This is a genomic window from Pseudomonas sp. GZJR-8, from assembly GCF_002916705.1.
Classification (GTDB): domain Bacteria; phylum Pseudomonadota; class Gammaproteobacteria; order Pseudomonadales; family Pseudomonadaceae; genus Aquipseudomonas; species Aquipseudomonas synxantha_A.
In genome coordinates, this window is the sequence record NZ_JXSI01000009.1 from 17843 (window position 1) to 36884 (window position 19042).

Consider the following 19042-nt stretch of genomic DNA (forward strand, 5'->3'; position numbering starts at 1 on the left):
CTGCGCACGCTCGTAAAACAGCTAAAATCAACATTCGAGGCGATACATACCCAGTCATGGCGGGCTGCTGCAGTTTGCAACCCCTTTGCCCTGGAGCTCGACAACCGGGAGTAGCGCACCCTGAATCTATCTGGTAAGTTCGCCCGCTTGCAGCCGCAGGGCCGGCAGGTGTCGGTGACGTTGCAATCCTGCGCAATGGATTAGAAGAGTGAGAGGCGGTCTATTCATGTCCACCCAAGCAAAGCAACAGAGCATCAGCGGTTTCCAGCCCTACGTTGAATCCAAGGGCGAGGAATACATGGGCAAGCCCATGCGCGAGCACTTCTCCAAAATCCTGAAGCAGTGGAAGCAGGACTTGATGCAGGAAGTCGACCGCACGGTTGACCATATGAAGGACGAAGCAGCCAACTTCCCGGACCCGGCAGACCGTGCCAGCCAGGAAGAGGAATTCGCCCTTGAACTGCGCGCTCGTGATCGCGAACGCAAGTTGATCAAGAAGATCGACAAGACCCTGCAATTGATCGAAGACGAAGAGTATGGCTGGTGCGAATCCTGCGGCGTCGAGATCGGTATTCGCCGCCTCGAAGCCCGCCCGACTGCGGACCTGTGCGTAGACTGCAAGACCTTGGCTGAAATCAAGGAAAAACAGGTCGGCAAGTAACCCTGCCGAACTGAACGAATGGGGCGTGCAAACGCCCCATTTTTGTTTCTGGCGTTTACCGGTTTTGCAGTAGTATCCGCCCATGACAGCCTCTACCTATATCGGGCGTTTCGCCCCCACGCCCAGCGGCCATTTGCACTTCGGCTCCCTGGTTGCTGCCCTCGCCTCCTACCTCGACGCACGCGCCCAACATGGCCGCTGGTTGATGCGCATGGAAGACCTTGACCCTCCCCGTGAAGAGCCCGGCGCCCAAGCAGCGATCCTGCATGCCCTGCAAAGCTACGGCTTTGAATGGGATGGCGAGCTGGTTCGGCAGAGCGAGCGGCATGACGCCTACGCCAAAGTGCTGAATGACCTGTTCAACCATGGCCTGGCCTATGCCTGCACATGCTCGCGCAAGCAACTGGAACCCTACAACGGGATTTACCCAGGCTTGTGCCGCAATGCCGGCCACGACCAGCAGGATGCTGCCATCCGTCTGCGTGTGCCTGAACTGGAATACCACTTTACCGACCGCGTGCAGGGCGAGTTCCGACAGCATCTGGGCCGCGACGCGGGCGACTTCATCATCCGGCGCCGCGACGGCCTCTACGCCTATCAGTTGGCCGTGGTCCTCGACGATGCCTGGCAAGGGGTTACCGATATCGTGCGCGGCGCCGACCTGCTGGACTCCACGCCGCGCCAGCTTTACTTGCAAGAGCTGCTCGGCCTGCGCCAGCCACGTTACCTGCATGTACCACTGATTGTGCAGCCGGACGGCAACAAACTGGGAAAATCCTACCGCTCCCCACCGTTGACCGCCGACCAGGCCACGCCCTTGCTGCTTCGCGCACTGCGCGCCCTCGGCCAGCCAGCCGGTAACGAACTGCTTTACGCAAGCCCACGGGAACTGCTGGATTGGGGCATTACGCACTGGGACGCGACGCAGATCCCGCGCACACTCACGCTGGCCGAAGCGCAATTGAGTTGAAGGCGCTTGCAGGTTGCCCGCCATCCGTTACCATCGCCGCAGATTTTTAATCAGAGGCCAATATGTACATCTATCGATTGGTCCTGTTGCTGGTCGTCGGGATCTACCTGTTCTCCCCCGCCATCATGGATTGGTGGATCGACGCCACGGGCGCCTGGTATCGCCCTTATCTGCTATGGCTGATCCTGATCGTCGTGACCTTCATCCTGCAGAGCCAAAAAGATGCCGATGAGCTTTAGCCTCACCCAGATGCTGCTGATCAGCGCCGCCTACCTGGCTGCTTTGTTCGGCGTGGCCTGGATCAGTGAGCGCGGAATGATTCCGCGGGCGATCATTCGCCATCCGCTGACCTACACCTTGTCCCTGGGCGTGTACGCCAGCGCCTGGGCGTTCTACGGTACGGTGGGCCTGGCCTATCAGTACGGCTACGGCTTTCTGTCCAGTTACCTGGGGGTGTCCGGTGCGTTCCTGCTGGCGCCGGTGTTGCTGTACCCGATCCTGAAAATCACTCGTACCTACCAGTTATCATCCCTGGCGGACCTGTTTGCCTTCCGCTTTCGCAGTACCTGGGCCGGTGCGCTGACCACGATTTTCATGCTGATCGGCGTACTGCCGTTGCTGGCCCTGCAGATTCAAGCAGTGGCAGACTCCATCAGCATCCTGACCCGCGAACCCGTGCAACACCGTGTTGCCCTGGCTTTCTGTGCACTGATCAGCCTGTTCACAATTTTCTTCGGCTCGCGCCATATTGCTACCCGCGAGAAACACGAAGGTTTGGTGTTCGCAATTGCCTTTGAGTCGGTCATCAAGCTGATCGCCATTGGCGGCGTCGGCCTGTATGCGCTCTACGGCGTGTTCGACGGCCCGCAACAGCTGGAGCTGTGGCTGCTGCAAAACCAGACTGCCCTCGCCGCGCTGCACACACCCTTGCAGGAAGGCCCATGGCGCACGCTGCTGTTGGTGTTCTTCGCCTCGGCGATCGTAATGCCGCACATGTACCACATGACCTTCACCGAAAACCTCAACCCACGCTCACTGGTGAGTGCGAGCTGGGGTTTGCCGCTGTTCCTGTTACTGATGAGCCTGGCGGTGCCGTTGATCCTGTGGGCCGGCCTGAAACTGGGGGCCACCACCAACCCTCAGTATTTCACCCTGGGCATCGGCATTGCCGCCAACAGCCCGGCGTTGGCACTGCTGGCGTATGTCGGCGGTTTGTCGGCGGCCAGTGGATTGATCATTGTCACCACGCTGGCGCTATCGGGCATGGCACTCAACCACTTGGTGCTGCCGCTGTACCAGCCGCCGGCTGAGGGCAATATCTACCGCTGGTTGAAATGGACCCGCCGCGCGCTGATCGTTGCGATCATTACCGCCGGCTACGGGTTCTACCTGCTGCTCGGCGCCGGGCAAGACCTGGCCAACCTTGGCATTGTCGCGTTTGTCGCCACCTTGCAGTTCCTGCCGGGGGTGTTGTCGGTGCTGTACTGGCCGACCGCCAACCGCCGTGGTTTTATCGCAGGGCTGCTGGCGGGGATCCTGGTGTGGATCGTCACCATGTTGCTACCACTGGTCGGCAACTTGCAGGGCTTCTACATCCCGTTGCTGAACATGATTTACGTGCTCGACGACACCAGTTGGCACATGGCGGCCATTGCCTCGCTGGCCGCCAACGTACTGATGTTTACCCTGATCTCATTGTTCACCAACGCCAGTGCCGAAGAAACCAGCGCCGCCGAAGCCTGCGCAGTGGACAACGTGCGTCGCCCGCAACGCCGCGAACTGCACGCAGCCTCGCCCCAGGAGTTTGCCACGCAACTGGCCAAGCCTCTGGGCGCCAAGGCGGCGCAAAAGGAGGTCGAGCAAGCGCTGCGTGACCTCTACCTGCCGTTCGACGAGCGTCGCCCCTATGCCCTGCGCCGTCTGCGTGACCGTATCGAGGCCAACCTCTCCGGCCTGATGGGCCCCAGCGTGTCCCAGGACATGGTCGAAACCTTCCTGCCCTACAAGGCGGGCGGCGAAAGCTACGTGACCGAAGACATCCATTTCATCGAAAGCCGGCTGGAGGATTACCACTCACGCCTCACCGGCCTGGCCGCCGAACTCGATGCCTTGCGCCGTTACCACCGCCAGACCTTGCAGGAACTGCCGATGGGTGTCTGTTCCCTGGCCAAGGACCAGGAAATCCTGATGTGGAACAAGGCCATGGAAGAACTCACCGGCATCGCCGCCCAGCGGGTAGTGGGCTCGCGCCTCAATACCCTGGCCGATCCGTGGAAAGAACTGCTTCAGGGGTTTATCAACCTGCCCGACGAGCACTTGCACAAGCAGCACCTGGCCCTCGATGGCCAGACCCGCTGGCTCAACCTGCACAAAGCCGCCATTGATGAGCCCCTGGCCCCCGGTAACAGCGGCCTGGTTTTGCTGGTGGAAGACCTCACCGACACGCAGATGCTCGAAGACAAGCTTGTGCATTCCGAGCGCCTGGCCAGTATTGGTCGTCTCGCAGCCGGCGTGGCCCACGAAATCGGCAACCCGATCACCGGTATCGCCTGCCTGGCGCAGAACCTGCGCGAAGAGCGCGAGGAAGACGGTGAAATCACTGAAATCAGCGGGCAGATCCTTGAACAGACCAAGCGCGTTTCGCGCATCGTGCAGTCGCTGATGAGCTTCGCCCACTCCGGCGCGCATCAAAACCAGGACGAAGCGGTGTGTCTGGCCGAGGTCGCGCAGGACGCCATTGGACTTCTGGCCTTGAATCGGCGCAATTTCGAAGTACAGTTCTTTAATCTGTGTGATCCGGAACATTGGGTCGATGGCGACTCGCAACGCCTGGCCCAAGTGCTGATCAACCTGCTGTCCAACGCACGCGATGCATCGCCGGCCGGCAGCGCTGTACGCGTCAAGAGCGAGGCTTTCGAGCACACGGTCGACCTGATCGTGGAGGACGAAGGCAGCGGCATCCCACAGAACATCATGGACCGATTGTTCGAACCCTTCTTCACCACCAAGGACCCCGGTGAAGGTACCGGTCTGGGCCTTGCACTGGTCTATTCCATCGTTGAAGAGCATTATGGACAAATCACCATCGACAGCCCGGCTGACACCGAAAGCCAACGCGGCACCCGTATCCGGGTGACCTTGCCGCGTCATGTCGAAGCGACGTCCGCTGTGAACTGAGACCGTCGAGAGAATTGAATCAATGCCGCACATTTTGATCGTCGAAGACGAAACCATTATCCGCTCTGCCTTGCGTCGCCTGCTTGAACGAAATCAGTACCAGGTCAGCGAAGCCGGCTCGGTGCAGGAAGCCCAGGAGCGGTTCAGCATCCCCACGTTCGACCTGATTGTCAGCGACCTGCGCCTGCCTGGAGCTCCGGGCACCGAGCTGATCAAGCTGGGCCAAGGCACCCCGGTGCTGATCATGACCAGCTACGCCAGCCTGCGCTCGGCGGTCGACTCGATGAAGATGGGCGCGGTGGACTATATCGCCAAGCCTTTCGATCACGATGAGATGCTCCAAGCCGTGGCCCGCATCCTGCGTGACCGTCAGTCGGCCAGCAGCGCGCCTGCCGAACAGCGTCCAGTCGGCAAAGCGACCAACGGCGCCGACAAGCCCGGTGTGGACAACAGCAATGGCGAGATCGGCATCATCGGCTCCTGCCCGCCGATGCAGGATCTGTACAGCAAGATCCGCAAAGTGGCGCCGACCGATTCCAATGTATTGATCCAGGGCGAGTCGGGCACTGGCAAGGAGCTGGTTGCCCGCGCCCTGCACAACCTGTCCAAGCGCGCCAAGGCACCGATGATCTCGGTGAACTGCGCGGCAATCCCTGAATCGCTGATCGAGTCCGAACTGTTCGGTCACGAGAAAGGCGCGTTCACCGGCGCCAGCGCCGGGCGTGCTGGCCTGGTTGAAGCGGCGGACGGCGGAACCTTGTTCCTCGATGAAATCGGCGAACTGCCACTGGAAGCCCAGGCGCGCTTGTTGCGGGTGTTGCAGGAAGGCGAGATTCGCCGAGTCGGTTCGGTGCAATCGCAAAAGGTTGATGTGCGGCTTATTGCAGCGACGCACCGTGACCTCAAGAGCCTGGCCAAGATCGGCCAGTTCCGTGAAGACTTGTATTACCGCCTGCACGTGATCGCCCTCAAATTGCCGGCCCTGCGCGAGCGCGGCGCCGACGTCAACGAGATCGCCAGTGCGTTCCTGTTACGCCAGAGCGCACGCATCAACCGTACCGACCTGAAGTTTGCCGCGGACGCCGAGCAGGCAATCCGGCATTACTCGTGGCCGGGTAACGTGCGGGAATTGGAGAACGCCGTGGAGCGCGCGGTGATCCTGTCGGAAAGCCCGGAGATTTCCGCCGAGCTTTTGGGCATCGATATCGAGCTCAGTGACCTGGAAGACGATGACTTCATCGGCCTGGCCCCACAACAGGGCGGCGGTAGCAATACCAGTCATGAGCCGACGGAGGATTTGTCACTGGAAGACTACTTCCAGCATTTCGTCCTGGAACATCAGGACCATATGACCGAGACCGAACTGGCCCGCAAACTGGGTGTGAGTCGCAAGTGCCTGTGGGAGCGGCGCCAGCGCCTGGGCATTCCGCGGCGCAAGACCGGGGTTGCCAGCGAGAGCTGAGGGTGCGCCCCCATGGGTAACACCTGTTGATGTGAAAAAACTGTTACCGCTGACTTTTCACGTAACAAAAGCCGGGGCTTACGGTAACGAAGCCCCGGCTTTTTTTTGCCCTCGAAAACTGCAAAACCACCTCAACCCCCTGATTTTGCTGGCCGGTACAAAAGTTGGCACGCACCCTGCTATATGCTTAGTACAAAAACAATAACAAGCTATGTACAAGACAATAAAAATAAGACGAATCGACTCACGCATAACAAAAACAACACGGCGGAGGCGCAGCTAACTGATTCTTTTGGAGAGGCGTTGCATTTGGGGCTTGCCCCGCAACCAGGCCGAGAACAACAAAAACTGCCCTAAGGCAGAGCCTGAACTGGTTGGATCGTAGATCAGCAACACAGCGACCAAAGCAATCCGTTTGCTCTTGACTCTCGATTGGGAGTGTCATGAAGGTGAAGCTTCATGGCGAGGGCGATCAACAAAAACAAGAAGCCCGAAATCAATAATAAAAATAGAGCACGCAACTACTTCTGGGGGAGCTTCGGCTCCCCTTGTAGTTTCCGGGATTTGACTCCAAAACGCTTAAGGCGCAATGCCTGTAGCTTGTTCCTACACCATCCCCTGACTAAATGCTAGAATCCCCGCCCATCATGCGGTCATTCTTCGTTATGGCCGAACATTCCTTCAAACAGTGCATCCCATGCTGAAGAAGTTGTTCCAGTCATTCCGTTCTCCCTTGCGTCGTACGCAACACAAACGCAGCACGCCTGAAGTGCTCAACAGCAGCCAGCATTCGTTGCAGCGCGCTCAATTCAGCCGTTATGCAGTGAACATCGTCGAACGTTTGCAGAACGCCGGCTACCAGGCTTACCTGGTGGGTGGTTGCGTACGCGACATGCTGCTCAATATCACGCCCAAGGATTTCGACGTAGCCACCAGTGCCACGCCTGAACAAGTGCGCGCCGAGTTTCGTAACGCACGAATCATCGGCCGGCGCTTCAAGCTGGTGCATATCCATTTTGGTCGCGAAATCATCGAGGTTGCGACCTTCCGCGCCGGCCACCCGCAAAACGATGAAGAGGAAGACACCAATCAGTCTTCCCGCAACGAGAGCGGGCGCATCCTGCGTGATAACGTCTACGGCACCCTGGAGGAGGACGCGCAACGTCGCGACTTCACCATCAATGCCCTTTATTACGATCCGGTCAGCGAGCGCATCCTCGATTACGCCAATGGCGTACACGACATTCGCAATAACCTGATCCGCCTGATCGGTGACCCGACCCAGCGCTATCAGGAAGATCCGGTGCGTATGCTGCGCGCCGTGCGGTTCGCGGCCAAACTCAACTTCGGTATCGAGAAGCACACTGCCGCGCCGATTCGCGAGCTGGCGCCCATGCTGCGGGAAATCCCCTCGGCACGCCTGTTCGAAGAGGTGCTCAAGTTGTTCCTCTCGGGGTATGCCGCCGACACCTTCGAAATGCTCGTCGACCTGCAGTTGTTCGACCCGCTGTTCCCGGCCAGTGCCGAGGCGCTGGAATACAACCCCACGTACACCCACACGCTGATCAGCGAAGCGTTGGTCAACACCGACCTGCGCATCAAGCAGAACAAACCGGTAACCCCGGCATTCCTGTTTGCCGCCCTGCTGTGGCCAGCGTTGCCCAAGCGCGTACTGCGCCTGCAGGACCGTGGCATGCCGCCGATCCCGGCCATGCAGGAAGCCGCTCACGAACTGATCGCCGAGCAGTGCCAACGCATCGCCATCCCGAAACGCTTCACCATGCCGATCCGCGAAATCTGGGACATGCAGGAACGTTTGCCGCGTCGCAGCGGTAAGCGTGCTGACCTGCTGCTGGACAACCCACGTTTCCGTGCCGGCTACGACTTCCTGCTGCTGCGCGAAAGCGCCGGTGAGCAGACCGATGGCCTGGGCGAATGGTGGACTGACTATCAGGATGCCAATGACAGCCAACGTCGCGAAATGATTCGTGAGCTTGGCAGCAAAGGCGATGGTGCCGGTGAAGGGCCGAAAAAGCGTCGCCGCAGCGGCAGCAAGCGTAAACGCAGCAGTGCCGATGCCTCGGGCGCCGCGGGCGAATAAACGTGGAACGTATCTACATCGGCATGGGCAGCAACCTGGCTGCCCCGCAACAGCAATTGCGCAGCGCGATCGAGGCGCTGGCGCAACTGCCTGGCACCCACCTCGCCGGTGTGTCTGCCTTTTATCAAAGTGACTCCCTGCTCCCGGGCCAACCGCGCTACACCAACGCGGTTGCGGCACTGGACAGCAGCCTGGCGCCGCTGGACCTGCTCGACGCACTGCAAGCCATCGAGAATGACCAGGGCCGCGAACGTCTTGAGCGCTGGGGCCCACGCACACTGGATCTGGATATCTTGCTGTTCGGTGATCGCCTGATCGACGAACCGCGCCTCAAGGTGCCGCACTACCAGATGCATCTGCGCGCCTTTGTGCTGTATCCGCTGGCTGAATTGGCGTCAACCGACCTGCAACTGCCTGACGGCCAACGCTTGAGCACCCTGCTCACAGCCTGCCCATTCGTCGGCCTGGAACGCTTACCGCAAGAATGACTCGGTCAATGTGGGAGCTGGCTTGCCTGCGATACAAGCGACTCGGTGTATCAGCCACACCGCGTGGATGCCATCGCAGGCAAGCCAGCTCCCACATTTGATCTGCGCTGCCGTAAACCGCGCACAAGTTGCGCAATCGCGTCAGTAACAGCGGTAACACCGCCATCGTAACAATGCGGTAACACATCCAATTGACTTCCCGTGTCCTCCTCACGACTATAGGCGTCCCGCTGCCGCCAACCCGGCGCTACAGGGCGCAATCCAGGCCTTATAAGCACTGCTTTCAAGACAGTGCGCCTGTATAAACGAAGACTCACGCGCGTTACTCGCTGTTTCCAAGCGCCTGAACGAGGACCCTTTTCATGCCAGACATTACCCTGACCACCTTGCAGAGCCTCAAGCTCAAGGGTGAAAAAATCACCATGCTGACCTGCTATGACGCCACCTTCGCCAACGCCTGTTGCCAGGCCGGGGTTGAAGTGTTGTTAGTGGGCGACTCCCTGGGCATGGTTCTTCAAGGGAATGACAGCACCCTGCCCGTGACCACGGATGAACTGGCCTACCACACCGCCAGCGTCAAGCGTGGCAACGACGGCGCCTTGATCATCGCCGACCTGCCGTTCATGGGGTACGCCACGCTTGAGCAAACCTTCCAGAACGCCGGCAAGCTGATGCAGGCCGGCGCCCATATGGTCAAAGTCGAAGGCGCCGTGTGGCTGGCCGAGTCGATCCGGCTGCTGGCTGAACGCGGTGTACCGGTATGTGCACACATGGGCCTGACCCCGCAGTCGGTGAACATCCTCGGCGGCTACAAGGTACAGGGTCGCAATGAAGCCCAGGCGCGCCAGATGCGCGCCGATGCCATCGCCCTGGAACAAGCCGGTGCCGCGATGATTGTGCTGGAGTGCGTCCCCAGCGAACTGGCCGCAGAAATCACCCAGGCCGTCAAAGTGCCGGTAATCGGCATTGGCGCCGGCTCCGCCACCGATGGTCAGGTGCTGGTCCTGCACGACATGCTCGGCCTGTCGATTAGCGGTCACGTACCCAAGTTCGTGAAGAACTTCATGGCCGGCCAGGACAGCATTCACGCAGCCCTGAGCGCTTACGTCAGCGAAGTCAAGAATGTGACTTTCCCAGGCGTTGAACACGGATTCTCGGCATGAACACCGTTAAAACCGTCCGCGAACTGCGGGCTGCCGTGACCCACGCCCGCAGCGCCGGCAAACGCATCGGCTTTGTGCCTACCATGGGCAACCTGCATAGCGGCCATGCCACCCTGGTGACCAAGGCCGCGCAGCAGGCAGATTTCGTGGTGGCGAGCATTTTCGTCAACCCACTGCAATTCGGTGCCGGCGAAGATCTGGATAAATACCCGCGCACATTGGCCGCCGACCAGGAAAAACTCCTGCAGGCGGGCTGCAACCTGCTGTTTGCGCCCACTGTCGAGGAAATGTACCCCGATGGCATGAACGGCCAGACCCGCGTCAGCGTGCCACAACTGTCCGAAGGCTTGTGCGGCGCCAGCCGCCCAGGGCATTTCGAAGGCGTGGCCACGGTGGTCAGCAAGTTGTTCAACATGGTCCAGCCCGACATGGCCGTATTTGGCCAGAAGGACTACCAGCAGTTGGCGGTCATTCGCGCCATGGTCCGCGATCTGAACATGCCGATCCAGATCATCGGCGAACCCACCGTGCGTGCAGCGGACGGCCTCGCGCTGTCATCACGCAACGGTTACCTCACCGAGGAGCAACGTGCGGTCGCGCCGGTGCTGTACCGCGCCCTCAGCCAGATCGCCACGGCCATCCAAGACGGTGATCATGATTTCGCCAAGCTTCGCGCCGAGCAAATCCGGCAGATTGAAGCCGCAGGGCTACGCATGGACTACCTGGAAGTGCGCCAAGGCGTACATCTGCGCCCGGCCACGGCTGAAGATCGGGATGTGGTGATCCTGGTCGCCGCTTATCTGGGCGCCACACGCCTGATCGATAACCTGCACCTGAACCTCGCCTGACCCCACTTTACCCTCCACCTGTTGCCCCGACGGCTGTGCCGGTATAAAAAAGTACCGGCCACAGCGCAGACAAAGCCAAGACATATCCACACGCTAGGTTTAATGTAATCGCCCTGCGCTATGGTTAGCGCTGTCTGGAACCCAGTCGTTGAGACAAGAATGGATGTTCCGGGCTTTTAAGTGTCCTAAAGGCAGTCCCTGTAATAAAAGGAAACCCGCAGCGATGGCGTACTACCGCACCCCTCATGACGTTACCGCTCTGCCCGCCTGGCAAGCGCTTGTTCAACATCGCCAAGCCATGCAGGATTTCAGCATGCGCGAAGCGTTCAATGCCGACCCTCAGCGCTTTTCCCAATTTACCTTGAGCAGCTGCGGACTTTTCCTCGATTACTCGAAAAACCTGATCACCAGCGAAACCCGCGACCTGCTGGTGGACCTGGCCAAGGAAGTGAACCTTAAAGGCGCGATTGATGCGTTGTACGCGGGCGAGCCCGTCAACTCTTCCGAAGGCCGCCCGGCGCTGCATACCGCCCTGCGCCGCCCGGTGGGTGACAAGCTGTCGGTCAACGGCGTGAACATCATGCCGGACGTGCACAAGGTGCTGAACCAGATTACTGACCTGGTCGGCCGCATCCACGACGGCCTGTGGCGTGGCTACACCGAAAAGCCGATCACCGACGTGGTGAACATCGGCATCGGTGGTTCGTTCCTCGGTCCGGAACTGGTCTCCGAAGCGCTGTTGTCCTACGCCCACAAAGGCGTGCGTTGCCACTACCTGGCGAATATCGACGGCAGCGAGTTCCACGAGCTGACCATGAAGCTGCGCGCCGAGACCACGCTGTTCATTGTTTCGTCCAAATCCTTCAACACCCTTGAAACCCTGAAGAACGCCCAGGCCGCCCGCGCCTGGTACCTGGCCCAGGGTGGTTCGGAAGCTGAGCTGTATCGCCACTTCATCGCCGTTTCGAGCAACAACGCAGCGGCCGTAGCCTTTGGTATTCGCGAAGAGAACATCTTCCCGATGTGGGATTGGGTAGGCGGGCGTTACTCGCTGTGGTCGGCGATTGGCTTGCCAATCGCCCTGGCCATCGGCATGTCCAACTTCAAGGAACTGCTGTCGGGTGCCTACACCATGGACCAGCACTTCCTGAACGCGCCGTTCGAAGCCAACATGCCCGTACTGCTGGGTTTGCTGGGCGTGTGGTACGGCAACTTCTGGGGCGCGCAGAGCCACGCGATCCTGCCGTACGACCATTACCTGCGTAATATCACCAAGCATTTACAACAGCTGGACATGGAATCCAACGGCAAGAGCGTCCGCCAGGACGGCACGCCAGTGTCCACTGATACCGGCCCGGTGATCTGGGGTGGCGTAGGCTGCAACGGGCAGCACGCTTACCACCAGTTGCTGCACCAAGGGACGCAACTGATCCCGGCCGACTTCATCGTGCCGATCGTCAGCTTCAACCCGGTCTCCGATCACCACCAGTGGCTATACGCCAACTGCCTGTCCCAGAGCCAGGCACTGATGCTCGGCAAGACCCGTAGTGAGGCCGAAGCCGAGCTGCGTGAGAAGGGCCTGCCGGAAGCGGAAGTGCAGAAGCTGGCACCGCACAAGGTGATCCCGGGCAACCGTCCGAGCAACACCATCGTGGTCGAACGCATCAGCCCTCGTCGCCTCGGTGCGCTGGTGGCGATGTATGAGCACAAGGTGTTCGTGCAGAGCGTGGTCTGGGGCATCAACGCTTTTGACCAATGGGGCGTTGAACTGGGCAAGGAACTGGGCAAAGGCGTTTACAACCGCCTGACGGGCGCCGAAGAAACCTCAGCCGAGGACGCTTCGACCCAGGGCCTGATCAACTACTTCCGCGGTCGTCACCGCGGCTGATGCTGATCACTCAAGGCCAACGTCTGTTTGGACGTTGGCCTTGAACCCTCCCACCACAGGGTGCATCTTTATCACTTGTCGCAAAAACAAGAATAAGGATCGCTCATGTTCGATATCAGCACGTTTCCCACCGCCGATGCCGTCCGCCGGGCTGCGCAACTCAGTCAAGAAGACTATCAGCGCCTCTATCGCCAATCCATCGAGCAGCCAGAGACCTTCTGGGCCGAACAGGCCAAGGGCTTTCTGGACTGGATAACACCGTGGCACACCGTCCAGCAGTCAGACATCAATACCGGTGCCGCCCAATGGTTTGCCGGCGGCCAACTGAACGTCAGCTACAACTGCATTGACCGTCACCTGGCGCAACGCGCCGATCAGCCGGCCTTCATCTGGGAGGGCGACGATCCGTCAAAATCCTCCACGATCACTTACCGCCAACTGCATCAAAACGTCAGCCGCCTGGCCAATGTGCTGAAAAACCGTGGCGTGAAAAAAGGCGACCGCGTGTGCATCTACATGCCGATGATCCCGGAAGCGGCCTACGCCATGCTGGCCTGCACGCGAATTGGCGCGGTGCACTCGGTGGTGTTTGGCGGGTTTTCGCCTGACGCCCTGCGTGACCGTATTCTCGATGCCGACTGCCGCACCGTGATAACCGCCGACGAAGGCGTGCGCGGCGGCAAGCCCGTGGCGCTGAAACAGAATGTCGATAAAGCCCTGGCCAGTTGCCCGAACGTCAGCACGGTGCTGGTGGTCGAGCGCACCGGAGCCAGCGTGAACTGGAACGAGGGCCGCGACCTCAAGTATCAAGCGGCCCTGGACGCCGCCAGCGACAACTGCCCACCCGAGCCGATGGACGCCGAGGATCCGCTGTTCATCCTCTACACCTCCGGCAGCACCGGCAAACCCAAGGGCGTGCTGCACACCACTGGCGGCTACCTGCTGCAAGCGGCGATGACCTTCAAGTACGTACTCGACTACCAAGAGGGCGAAGTGTTCTGGTGCACCGCCGATGTGGGCTGGGTCACCGGGCATAGCTACATCGTCTACGGTCCGCTGGCCAATGGCGCCACTTCGCTGATGTTCGAGGGCGTGCCGAGTTATCCGGACAGCTCGCGCTTCTGGCAGGTGATCGATAAACATCAGGTGAATATTTTCTACACCGCGCCCACCGCTTTGCGCGCCCTGATGCGTGAAGGCCACGGCCCATTGGAGAGCACCTCCCGCGCCAGCCTGCGCCTGCTGGGCAGTGTCGGTGAGCCGATCAACCCGGAGGCCTGGGACTGGTACTTCAATGCGGTGGGCGAACAGCGCTGCCCCATCGTCGATACCTGGTGGCAAACCGAAACCGGCGGCATCATGCTCAGCCCGCTGGTCAGCGCCCAGCGCATCAAGCCGGGCTGCGCGACACAGCCGATGTTCGGCGTACAACCGGTGCTGCTCGATGAGCAGGGCAAGGAAATCAGCGGCGCCGGCAGTGGCGTGCTGGCGATCAAGGCCAGCTGGCCGGGGCAGATTCGCAGCGTCTACGGCGACCCGCAGCGCATGATCGACACTTACTTCAAGCCCTATCCCGGCTACTACTTCACCGGCGACGGCGCGCGCCGCGATGAAGACGGCGACTACTGGATCACCGGTCGCATCGATGATGTGATCAACGTGTCCGGCCATCGCATCGGCACCGCCGAGGTCGAAAGCGCCCTGGTGCTGCATGACCAGGTCGCTGAAGCCGCTGTGGTCGGCTATCCCCATGACGTCAAGGGCCAGGGCATCTATGCCTTTGTAACGCCAATGAACGGCGTCGAGCCCAGCGATACGCTGAAAAAGCACTTGCTGGACCTGGTCAGCAAGGAAATTGGCAGCTTTGCCAAACCGGAACTGATCCAGTGGGCGCCTGCCTTGCCGAAAACCCGCTCCGGAAAGATCATGCGGCGCATCTTGCGCAAGATCGCCTGCAACGAACTGGACAGCCTGGGCGATACCTCAACCCTGGCTGACCCAAGCGTCGTAGACGGGTTGATCGACAAACGCCTGAACCGATAGCGCTCAGGATAATCCCCGGCCTGTGCAGGCCGGGGTTAACTGTTAAACTCCGCGCCCCGATTTTCTTATTTTTCTGCAAGCAAGGCGCGCTTCATGACCCCCCTGAATCAGGCGCTGCGCGCCGCCCTCGATCACCGCCAAGACCTGATCAACGAACTGCACGCCCAGGGTACAGACTGCTACCGGCTGTTCCACGGCAGCCAGGAAGGCGCCGGCGGCTTGACCATCGACCGCTACGGCCCGCAATTGCTGGTGCAGAGCTTCCATCAGTCGCTGGACAGCGCAGACCTTCTGGACCTGCATCAACTGATCAACCAATACATGGGCCTGGAATTGCTGCTGGTGTACAACGACCGTGCCCGAGGCAACTCGCGTATCGATCGTGAAGACACGGTATACCGCGCAGAGCCTGCGGCGCTCGAAGACCTGGTCGGCCACGAGTGGGGCCTCAGCTACCGTGTGCGGGGGCGCCATGCCGGGCAGGACCCGTTACTGTTCCTCGACCTGCGTAACACCCGTGGTTGGGTGAAGGATCACAGCGCCGGCAAAAGCGTGCTGAACCTGTTCGCCTACACCTGCGGCGTGGGCTTGAGCGCGGCCGCCGGCGGCGCACGCGAAGTGTGCAACCTGGATTTTGCCGAGGGCAACCTGGCGGTCGGGCGTGAAAACGGCCTGCTCAACCCACAATTGCCGAGCATGGAGTTCGTACAGTCCGATTACTTCCCGGCCATTCGCCAACTGGCGGGCCTGCCGATCACCCAGCGTCGCGGCCAAAAGCTGCCGAGCTATCCGCGCCTGGAGCAGCGCCAGTACGACCTGGTTCTGCTTGATCCGCCCGCCTGGGCCAAGAGCGCGTTCGGCACCGTCGACCTGCTGCGCGACTATCAGAGCTTGCTCAAGCCCGCGCTGCTGACCACCGCTGACAATGGGGTACTGATCTGTTGTAACAACCTGGCGAAAGTCAGCATGGATGACTGGCGTGAACAGGTGCTGCGTTGCGCAGAAAAAGCCGGGCGCCCAGTGCGCGACTGGCAGGTCATGACACCCGGGGCAGACTTTCCTTCCACAGATCAGCAGCCTCCGTTAAAGACCTTGATCCTGCATTTGTAGGAAGTTTCCCAGCAGCCACTGTTCTTCGGAACCGAATTACCGTGCCATACTCCAAGGCACTCTCGTTCGACACAGATGGCGTCACCCATGCCCAAAGGATTGATCCGCGCCGCAGGCGCCTTGTTGACCGCCCTGGCTTTGTACAGCTTGCTGGGCTTCTTGATTTTACCCGGCATCGCTCTTCGCATTGCCAACCAACAGTTGGCGAATTACGCCACGGTGCCGGCGCGAATCGAGCGCATCGAGCTCAACCCGTTCAGCCTGGAACTCACGCTGTGGGGCCTGAAGATCGGTGAGCCGGGCAAAGAACAAGTGGGCTTCCAGCGCTTTTACGCCAACCTGCAGGCCGACAGTCTCTGGACCCGCGCCCTGCACCTGGCTGATGTGCAACTGGACCAGCCCAAGACCGAACTGTTGTTCGACAAATCCGGCCAGTTGAACCTGGCGCAGTTGTTCAAACTGCCGCCGAGCGAACCGACTCCCGCAGATCCCGATGCCAAACCGTTCCCGCTGCGTATCGACAGCATCAAACTGGCGGGCGGCAATCTGCATTTCCGAGATCTGCGCCCCAGCGAACCTATCGAATTCCTCTACGACAAACTCGACTTCGAGCTGAAAAACCTCAGCACCTTGCCCGAAGACAACGCCGACATGACCCTGGTGGCCGCTGGCCCTGACGGCGGGCAGATTGACTGGAAAGGTAATGTCAGCCTGGTACCGATCACCTCCGAAGGTACCTTGAAGGTTACCGACGGCAAGATGAAAGCCTGGTGGCCGTATGTACGTGACGCCTTGCCACTGGTGCTGGAAGACGGCGTGCTTAACTTCAGCACCGACTATAAGTTCAGCCTGGCCAAAGAGACCGAGCTGAACCTGACCAACACCGCCGCCAGCATTGCGCCCTTCGCGATCAAGGCGCCGGATGGCCGGCCATTGGTACGCCTGGAACGCCTGGATGTCAGCGAAACCACGGTGGACCTGGCCAAGCAGCAGGTAGTCGTCGGCAAAATCCGCAGCAACAAGCTGGAAACCTGGGCCGCTCTTGAAGCCGATGGCCAACTCGACTGGCAAAAACTGTTCGCCAGCCAGCCAAGCAAGCCAACACCGGCACCGGCCAACACCGACGCGCCTGAAGCCCAACCGGCGGCGCCGAGCAAACCCTGGCAAGTGATGCTCAAGGATGTGCAACTGCGTAACTATCAGGTACACCTGGCCGACCGCCAGGCCAAACCTGCGGTGGCGCTGGAACTGGGCCCGTTGAATGTCGACATGCAGAACTTCGACAGCCTCAACCAAAGCCCCTTCACCTTGAAGGTCGATAGTGGCGTGGGCAAGCAAGGCAAGATCCAGGCAACCGGCGAGGTTAACCTCAACCCGGTCAGCGCCAAGCTGAAAGTGAATACCCAGGACATCGACCTGCGGGTGGCCCAGTCGTATATCAGCCCGTTTATTCGCCTGGAACTGCGCAGCGGCATGTTGGGCGGCAACCTGGATGTGAACCTCAAGAGCACCGAGCCGTTGGCCCTGCAAATCACCGGCCGCGCTCAGGTCGATCAGTTGCATACCCTGGACACCCTCAAGACCCGCGACTTCCTCAAGTGGCAGCGCCTGGTACTGGAGGGTGTGAACTATCAGCACGGTCAGAGCCTGTCGATCGACAAGGTCAACCTGCTGCAGCCGTATGCGCGCTTCATGATCAACGACGATCGCACCACCAACATCGATGACTTGCTGATTCCCCAGCCTGCCGACAGTGGTGCCAAATCAGCCGCCAAGCCGGCGGCCAGCAAAGACAAGCCCTTGGGCATCCACATCGGGCAGATCGCAATTAACGATGGTTCGGCCAACTTTGCCGACTTCAGCCTCACGCCCAACTTCGCCACCGCGATTCAACAGCTCAACGGCCAGATTGGCACCATCGATAGTCGCCAGGCCAAACCGGCCAGCGTCGATATCAAGGGTAAGGTAGACCGTTACGCCCCAGTGACCATCAAGGGCAGCGTGAACCCGTTTGATCCGATGGCAGCCCTGGATATCGCGACCAGCTTCAAACGTGTCGAGTTGACCAACTTGACACCTTACTCGGGCAAGTTCGCAGGCTTCCGTATCCGCAAGGGCCGGCTGAATCTCGACTTGCACTACGTGATCACCAAGGGCCAGTTGAAGGCCGAAAACAAAGTGGTGGTCGAACAGTTGCAACTGGGTGAGAAAGTCGACAGCTCCGATGCGGTGGACTTGCCGATTCGCCTGGCCATCGCCCTGCTCAAGGACAGCGACGGCAAGATCTCGATCGAACTGCCGGTCAGTGGCGACCTGAACAACCCGCAATTCAGCGTGATGCCGATTGTGTGGCAGACCCTGCGTAACCTCGTCGTCCGCGCAGCGACCGCGCCCTTCAAGTTTATTGGCGGGCTGGTGACGGGTGGCGGCTCTGAAGACCTGGGTAATGTTTCGTTCGCCGCCGGCTCCAGTGAGCTGAACAAAGATGCCGAGGGCGCGCTGAACACCTTGGCCAAGGCACTGAAAGAGCGCCCTACCCTGCGCCTGGAAATCGAAGGCACGGCTGCTGCCAGCAGCGATGGGCCGTTCCTGGCGGCGCAGCGGCTGGAACGTGAATACCAGTACAACTACTACAAGATCCTCCAGCGCCGTGGCGACAAAGTCCCGGCCCAAGCTTCGTTGCTTGAAGTGCCCGAGAAAGAAAAAGCACCGTTGCTGGAAGGTATCTACCGCACCCGTCTTAAACAGCAACCTCCCGCCGAATGGAAAAACCTTGGCAGCGATGAGCGCTCGGCGAAGCTCAAAGAGGGTGTGATCAAGTTCTGGAGCGGCAGTGATGTGCTGCTGCGCCAACTGGGCCAGGAGCGCGCCAGTACCATCAAGGATTACTTGGTGGACAAGGGCCAGTTGGAAGATGAGCGGGTGTACTTCATTGATGCGCAACTGGGGCAGGCGGAGAAAGATGGTCGGGTCATCACCCCAATGCATCTGGATGCCGAGTAACTTCTGAGCAACGCCTATCCTGATGTGGGAGCTGGCTTGCCTGCGATAGCATCACCTCGGTGCAACTGAATGACTGAGGTGCCAACATCGCTGGCAAGCCAGCTCCCACATTTTTTTTGGGGGGCTGG

The 19042-nt window shown here is 60.1% G+C and carries 13 protein-coding genes; all 13 read left to right on the forward strand.

Annotation, left to right across the window (positions count from 1 at the left end; all coding sequences use genetic code 11):
- Window positions 1-226: 226 nt before the first annotated feature.
- Window positions 227-661, forward strand: coding sequence for an RNA polymerase-binding protein DksA (dksA, locus tag TK42_RS17935; protein WP_005791430.1), 435 nt, complete (start codon window positions 227-229; stop codon window positions 659-661).
- Window positions 662-743: 82 nt separating this feature from the next.
- Window positions 744-1631 (forward strand): tRNA glutamyl-Q(34) synthetase GluQRS, encoded by an 888-nt coding sequence (gene gluQRS / locus TK42_RS17940; protein ID WP_032879458.1) that lies wholly within the window; start codon window positions 744-746, stop codon window positions 1629-1631.
- A gap of 62 nt (window positions 1632-1693) precedes the next feature.
- Window positions 1694-1870, forward strand: coding sequence for a hypothetical protein (locus tag TK42_RS17945; RefSeq protein WP_003176118.1), 177 nt, complete (start codon window positions 1694-1696; stop codon window positions 1868-1870).
- Window positions 1854-4808 (forward strand): sensor histidine kinase, encoded by a 2955-nt coding sequence (locus TK42_RS17950; protein WP_177464503.1) that lies wholly within the window; start codon window positions 1854-1856, stop codon window positions 4806-4808. Before TK42_RS17945 ends, TK42_RS17950 begins: the two co-directional genes overlap by 17 nt.
- A 22-nt stretch (window positions 4809-4830) precedes the next feature.
- Window positions 4831-6270: a sigma-54 dependent transcriptional regulator gene (locus tag TK42_RS17955; RefSeq protein WP_032879456.1), complete on the forward strand. Its 1440-nt coding sequence runs from the start codon at window positions 4831-4833 to the stop codon at window positions 6268-6270.
- 697 nt (window positions 6271-6967) lie between these two features.
- Window positions 6968-8371 carry a polynucleotide adenylyltransferase PcnB gene (locus tag TK42_RS17960; protein ID WP_032879455.1) on the forward strand — a complete coding sequence of 468 codons (1404 nt, stop codon included), beginning with the start codon at window positions 6968-6970 and terminating at the stop codon, window positions 8369-8371.
- A 2-nt stretch (window positions 8372-8373) separates the two neighbouring features.
- A complete protein-coding gene (gene folK, locus TK42_RS17965) occupies window positions 8374-8859 on the forward strand; it encodes a 2-amino-4-hydroxy-6-hydroxymethyldihydropteridine diphosphokinase (RefSeq protein WP_032879453.1) in 486 nt (161 codons plus the stop codon).
- Between the two features lie 362 nt (window positions 8860-9221).
- Entirely contained in the window at window positions 9222-10022 is an 801-nt protein-coding gene (gene panB, locus TK42_RS17970) for a 3-methyl-2-oxobutanoate hydroxymethyltransferase (RefSeq protein ID WP_005791461.1), read from the forward strand.
- Window positions 10019-10870 (forward strand): pantoate--beta-alanine ligase, encoded by an 852-nt coding sequence (panC, locus tag TK42_RS17975; RefSeq protein ID WP_032879451.1) that lies wholly within the window; start codon window positions 10019-10021, stop codon window positions 10868-10870. Before panB ends, panC begins: the two co-directional genes overlap by 4 nt.
- 223 nt (window positions 10871-11093) lie before the next feature.
- Window positions 11094-12758, forward strand: coding sequence for a glucose-6-phosphate isomerase (pgi, locus tag TK42_RS17980; RefSeq protein ID WP_103734797.1), 1665 nt, complete (start codon window positions 11094-11096; stop codon window positions 12756-12758).
- A 105-nt stretch (window positions 12759-12863) separates the two neighbouring features.
- On the forward strand, window positions 12864-14801 hold the full coding sequence (gene acs, locus TK42_RS17985) for an acetate--CoA ligase (RefSeq protein WP_103734798.1): 1938 nt from the start codon (window positions 12864-12866) through the stop codon (window positions 14799-14801).
- A gap of 93 nt (window positions 14802-14894) precedes the next feature.
- Window positions 14895-15911 carry a class I SAM-dependent rRNA methyltransferase gene (locus TK42_RS17990; RefSeq protein ID WP_078822319.1) on the forward strand — a complete coding sequence of 339 codons (1017 nt, stop codon included), beginning with the start codon at window positions 14895-14897 and terminating at the stop codon, window positions 15909-15911.
- Between the two features lie 87 nt (window positions 15912-15998).
- Complete coding sequence (locus tag TK42_RS17995; protein ID WP_103734799.1) at window positions 15999-18914, forward strand: DUF748 domain-containing protein; 2916 nt, start codon at window positions 15999-16001, stop codon at window positions 18912-18914.
- Window positions 18915-19042 lie beyond the last annotated feature (128 nt).

Excerpts from the sequence above, each read along its gene's own strand:
- dksA (WP_005791430.1), top strand. The coding sequence starts at position 227 with ATGTCCACCCAAGCAAAGCAACAGAGCATCAGCGGTTTCCAGCCCTAC.
- gluQRS (WP_032879458.1), top strand. The coding sequence starts at position 744 with ATGACAGCCTCTACCTATATCGGGCGTTTCGCCCCCACGCCCAGCGGC.
- TK42_RS17945 (WP_003176118.1), top strand. The coding sequence starts at position 1,694 with ATGTACATCTATCGATTGGTCCTGTTGCTGGTCGTCGGGATCTACCTG.
- TK42_RS17950 (WP_177464503.1), top strand. The coding sequence starts at position 1,854 with ATGCCGATGAGCTTTAGCCTCACCCAGATGCTGCTGATCAGCGCCGCC.
- TK42_RS17955 (WP_032879456.1), top strand. The coding sequence starts at position 4,831 with ATGCCGCACATTTTGATCGTCGAAGACGAAACCATTATCCGCTCTGCC.
- TK42_RS17960 (WP_032879455.1), top strand. The coding sequence starts at position 6,968 with ATGCTGAAGAAGTTGTTCCAGTCATTCCGTTCTCCCTTGCGTCGTACG.
- panB (WP_005791461.1), top strand. The coding sequence starts at position 9,222 with ATGCCAGACATTACCCTGACCACCTTGCAGAGCCTCAAGCTCAAGGGT.
- panC (WP_032879451.1), top strand. The coding sequence starts at position 10,019 with ATGAACACCGTTAAAACCGTCCGCGAACTGCGGGCTGCCGTGACCCAC.
- pgi (WP_103734797.1), top strand. The coding sequence starts at position 11,094 with ATGGCGTACTACCGCACCCCTCATGACGTTACCGCTCTGCCCGCCTGG.
- acs (WP_103734798.1), top strand. The coding sequence starts at position 12,864 with ATGTTCGATATCAGCACGTTTCCCACCGCCGATGCCGTCCGCCGGGCT.
- TK42_RS17990 (WP_078822319.1), top strand. The coding sequence starts at position 14,895 with ATGACCCCCCTGAATCAGGCGCTGCGCGCCGCCCTCGATCACCGCCAA.
- TK42_RS17995 (WP_103734799.1), top strand. The coding sequence starts at position 15,999 with ATGCCCAAAGGATTGATCCGCGCCGCAGGCGCCTTGTTGACCGCCCTG.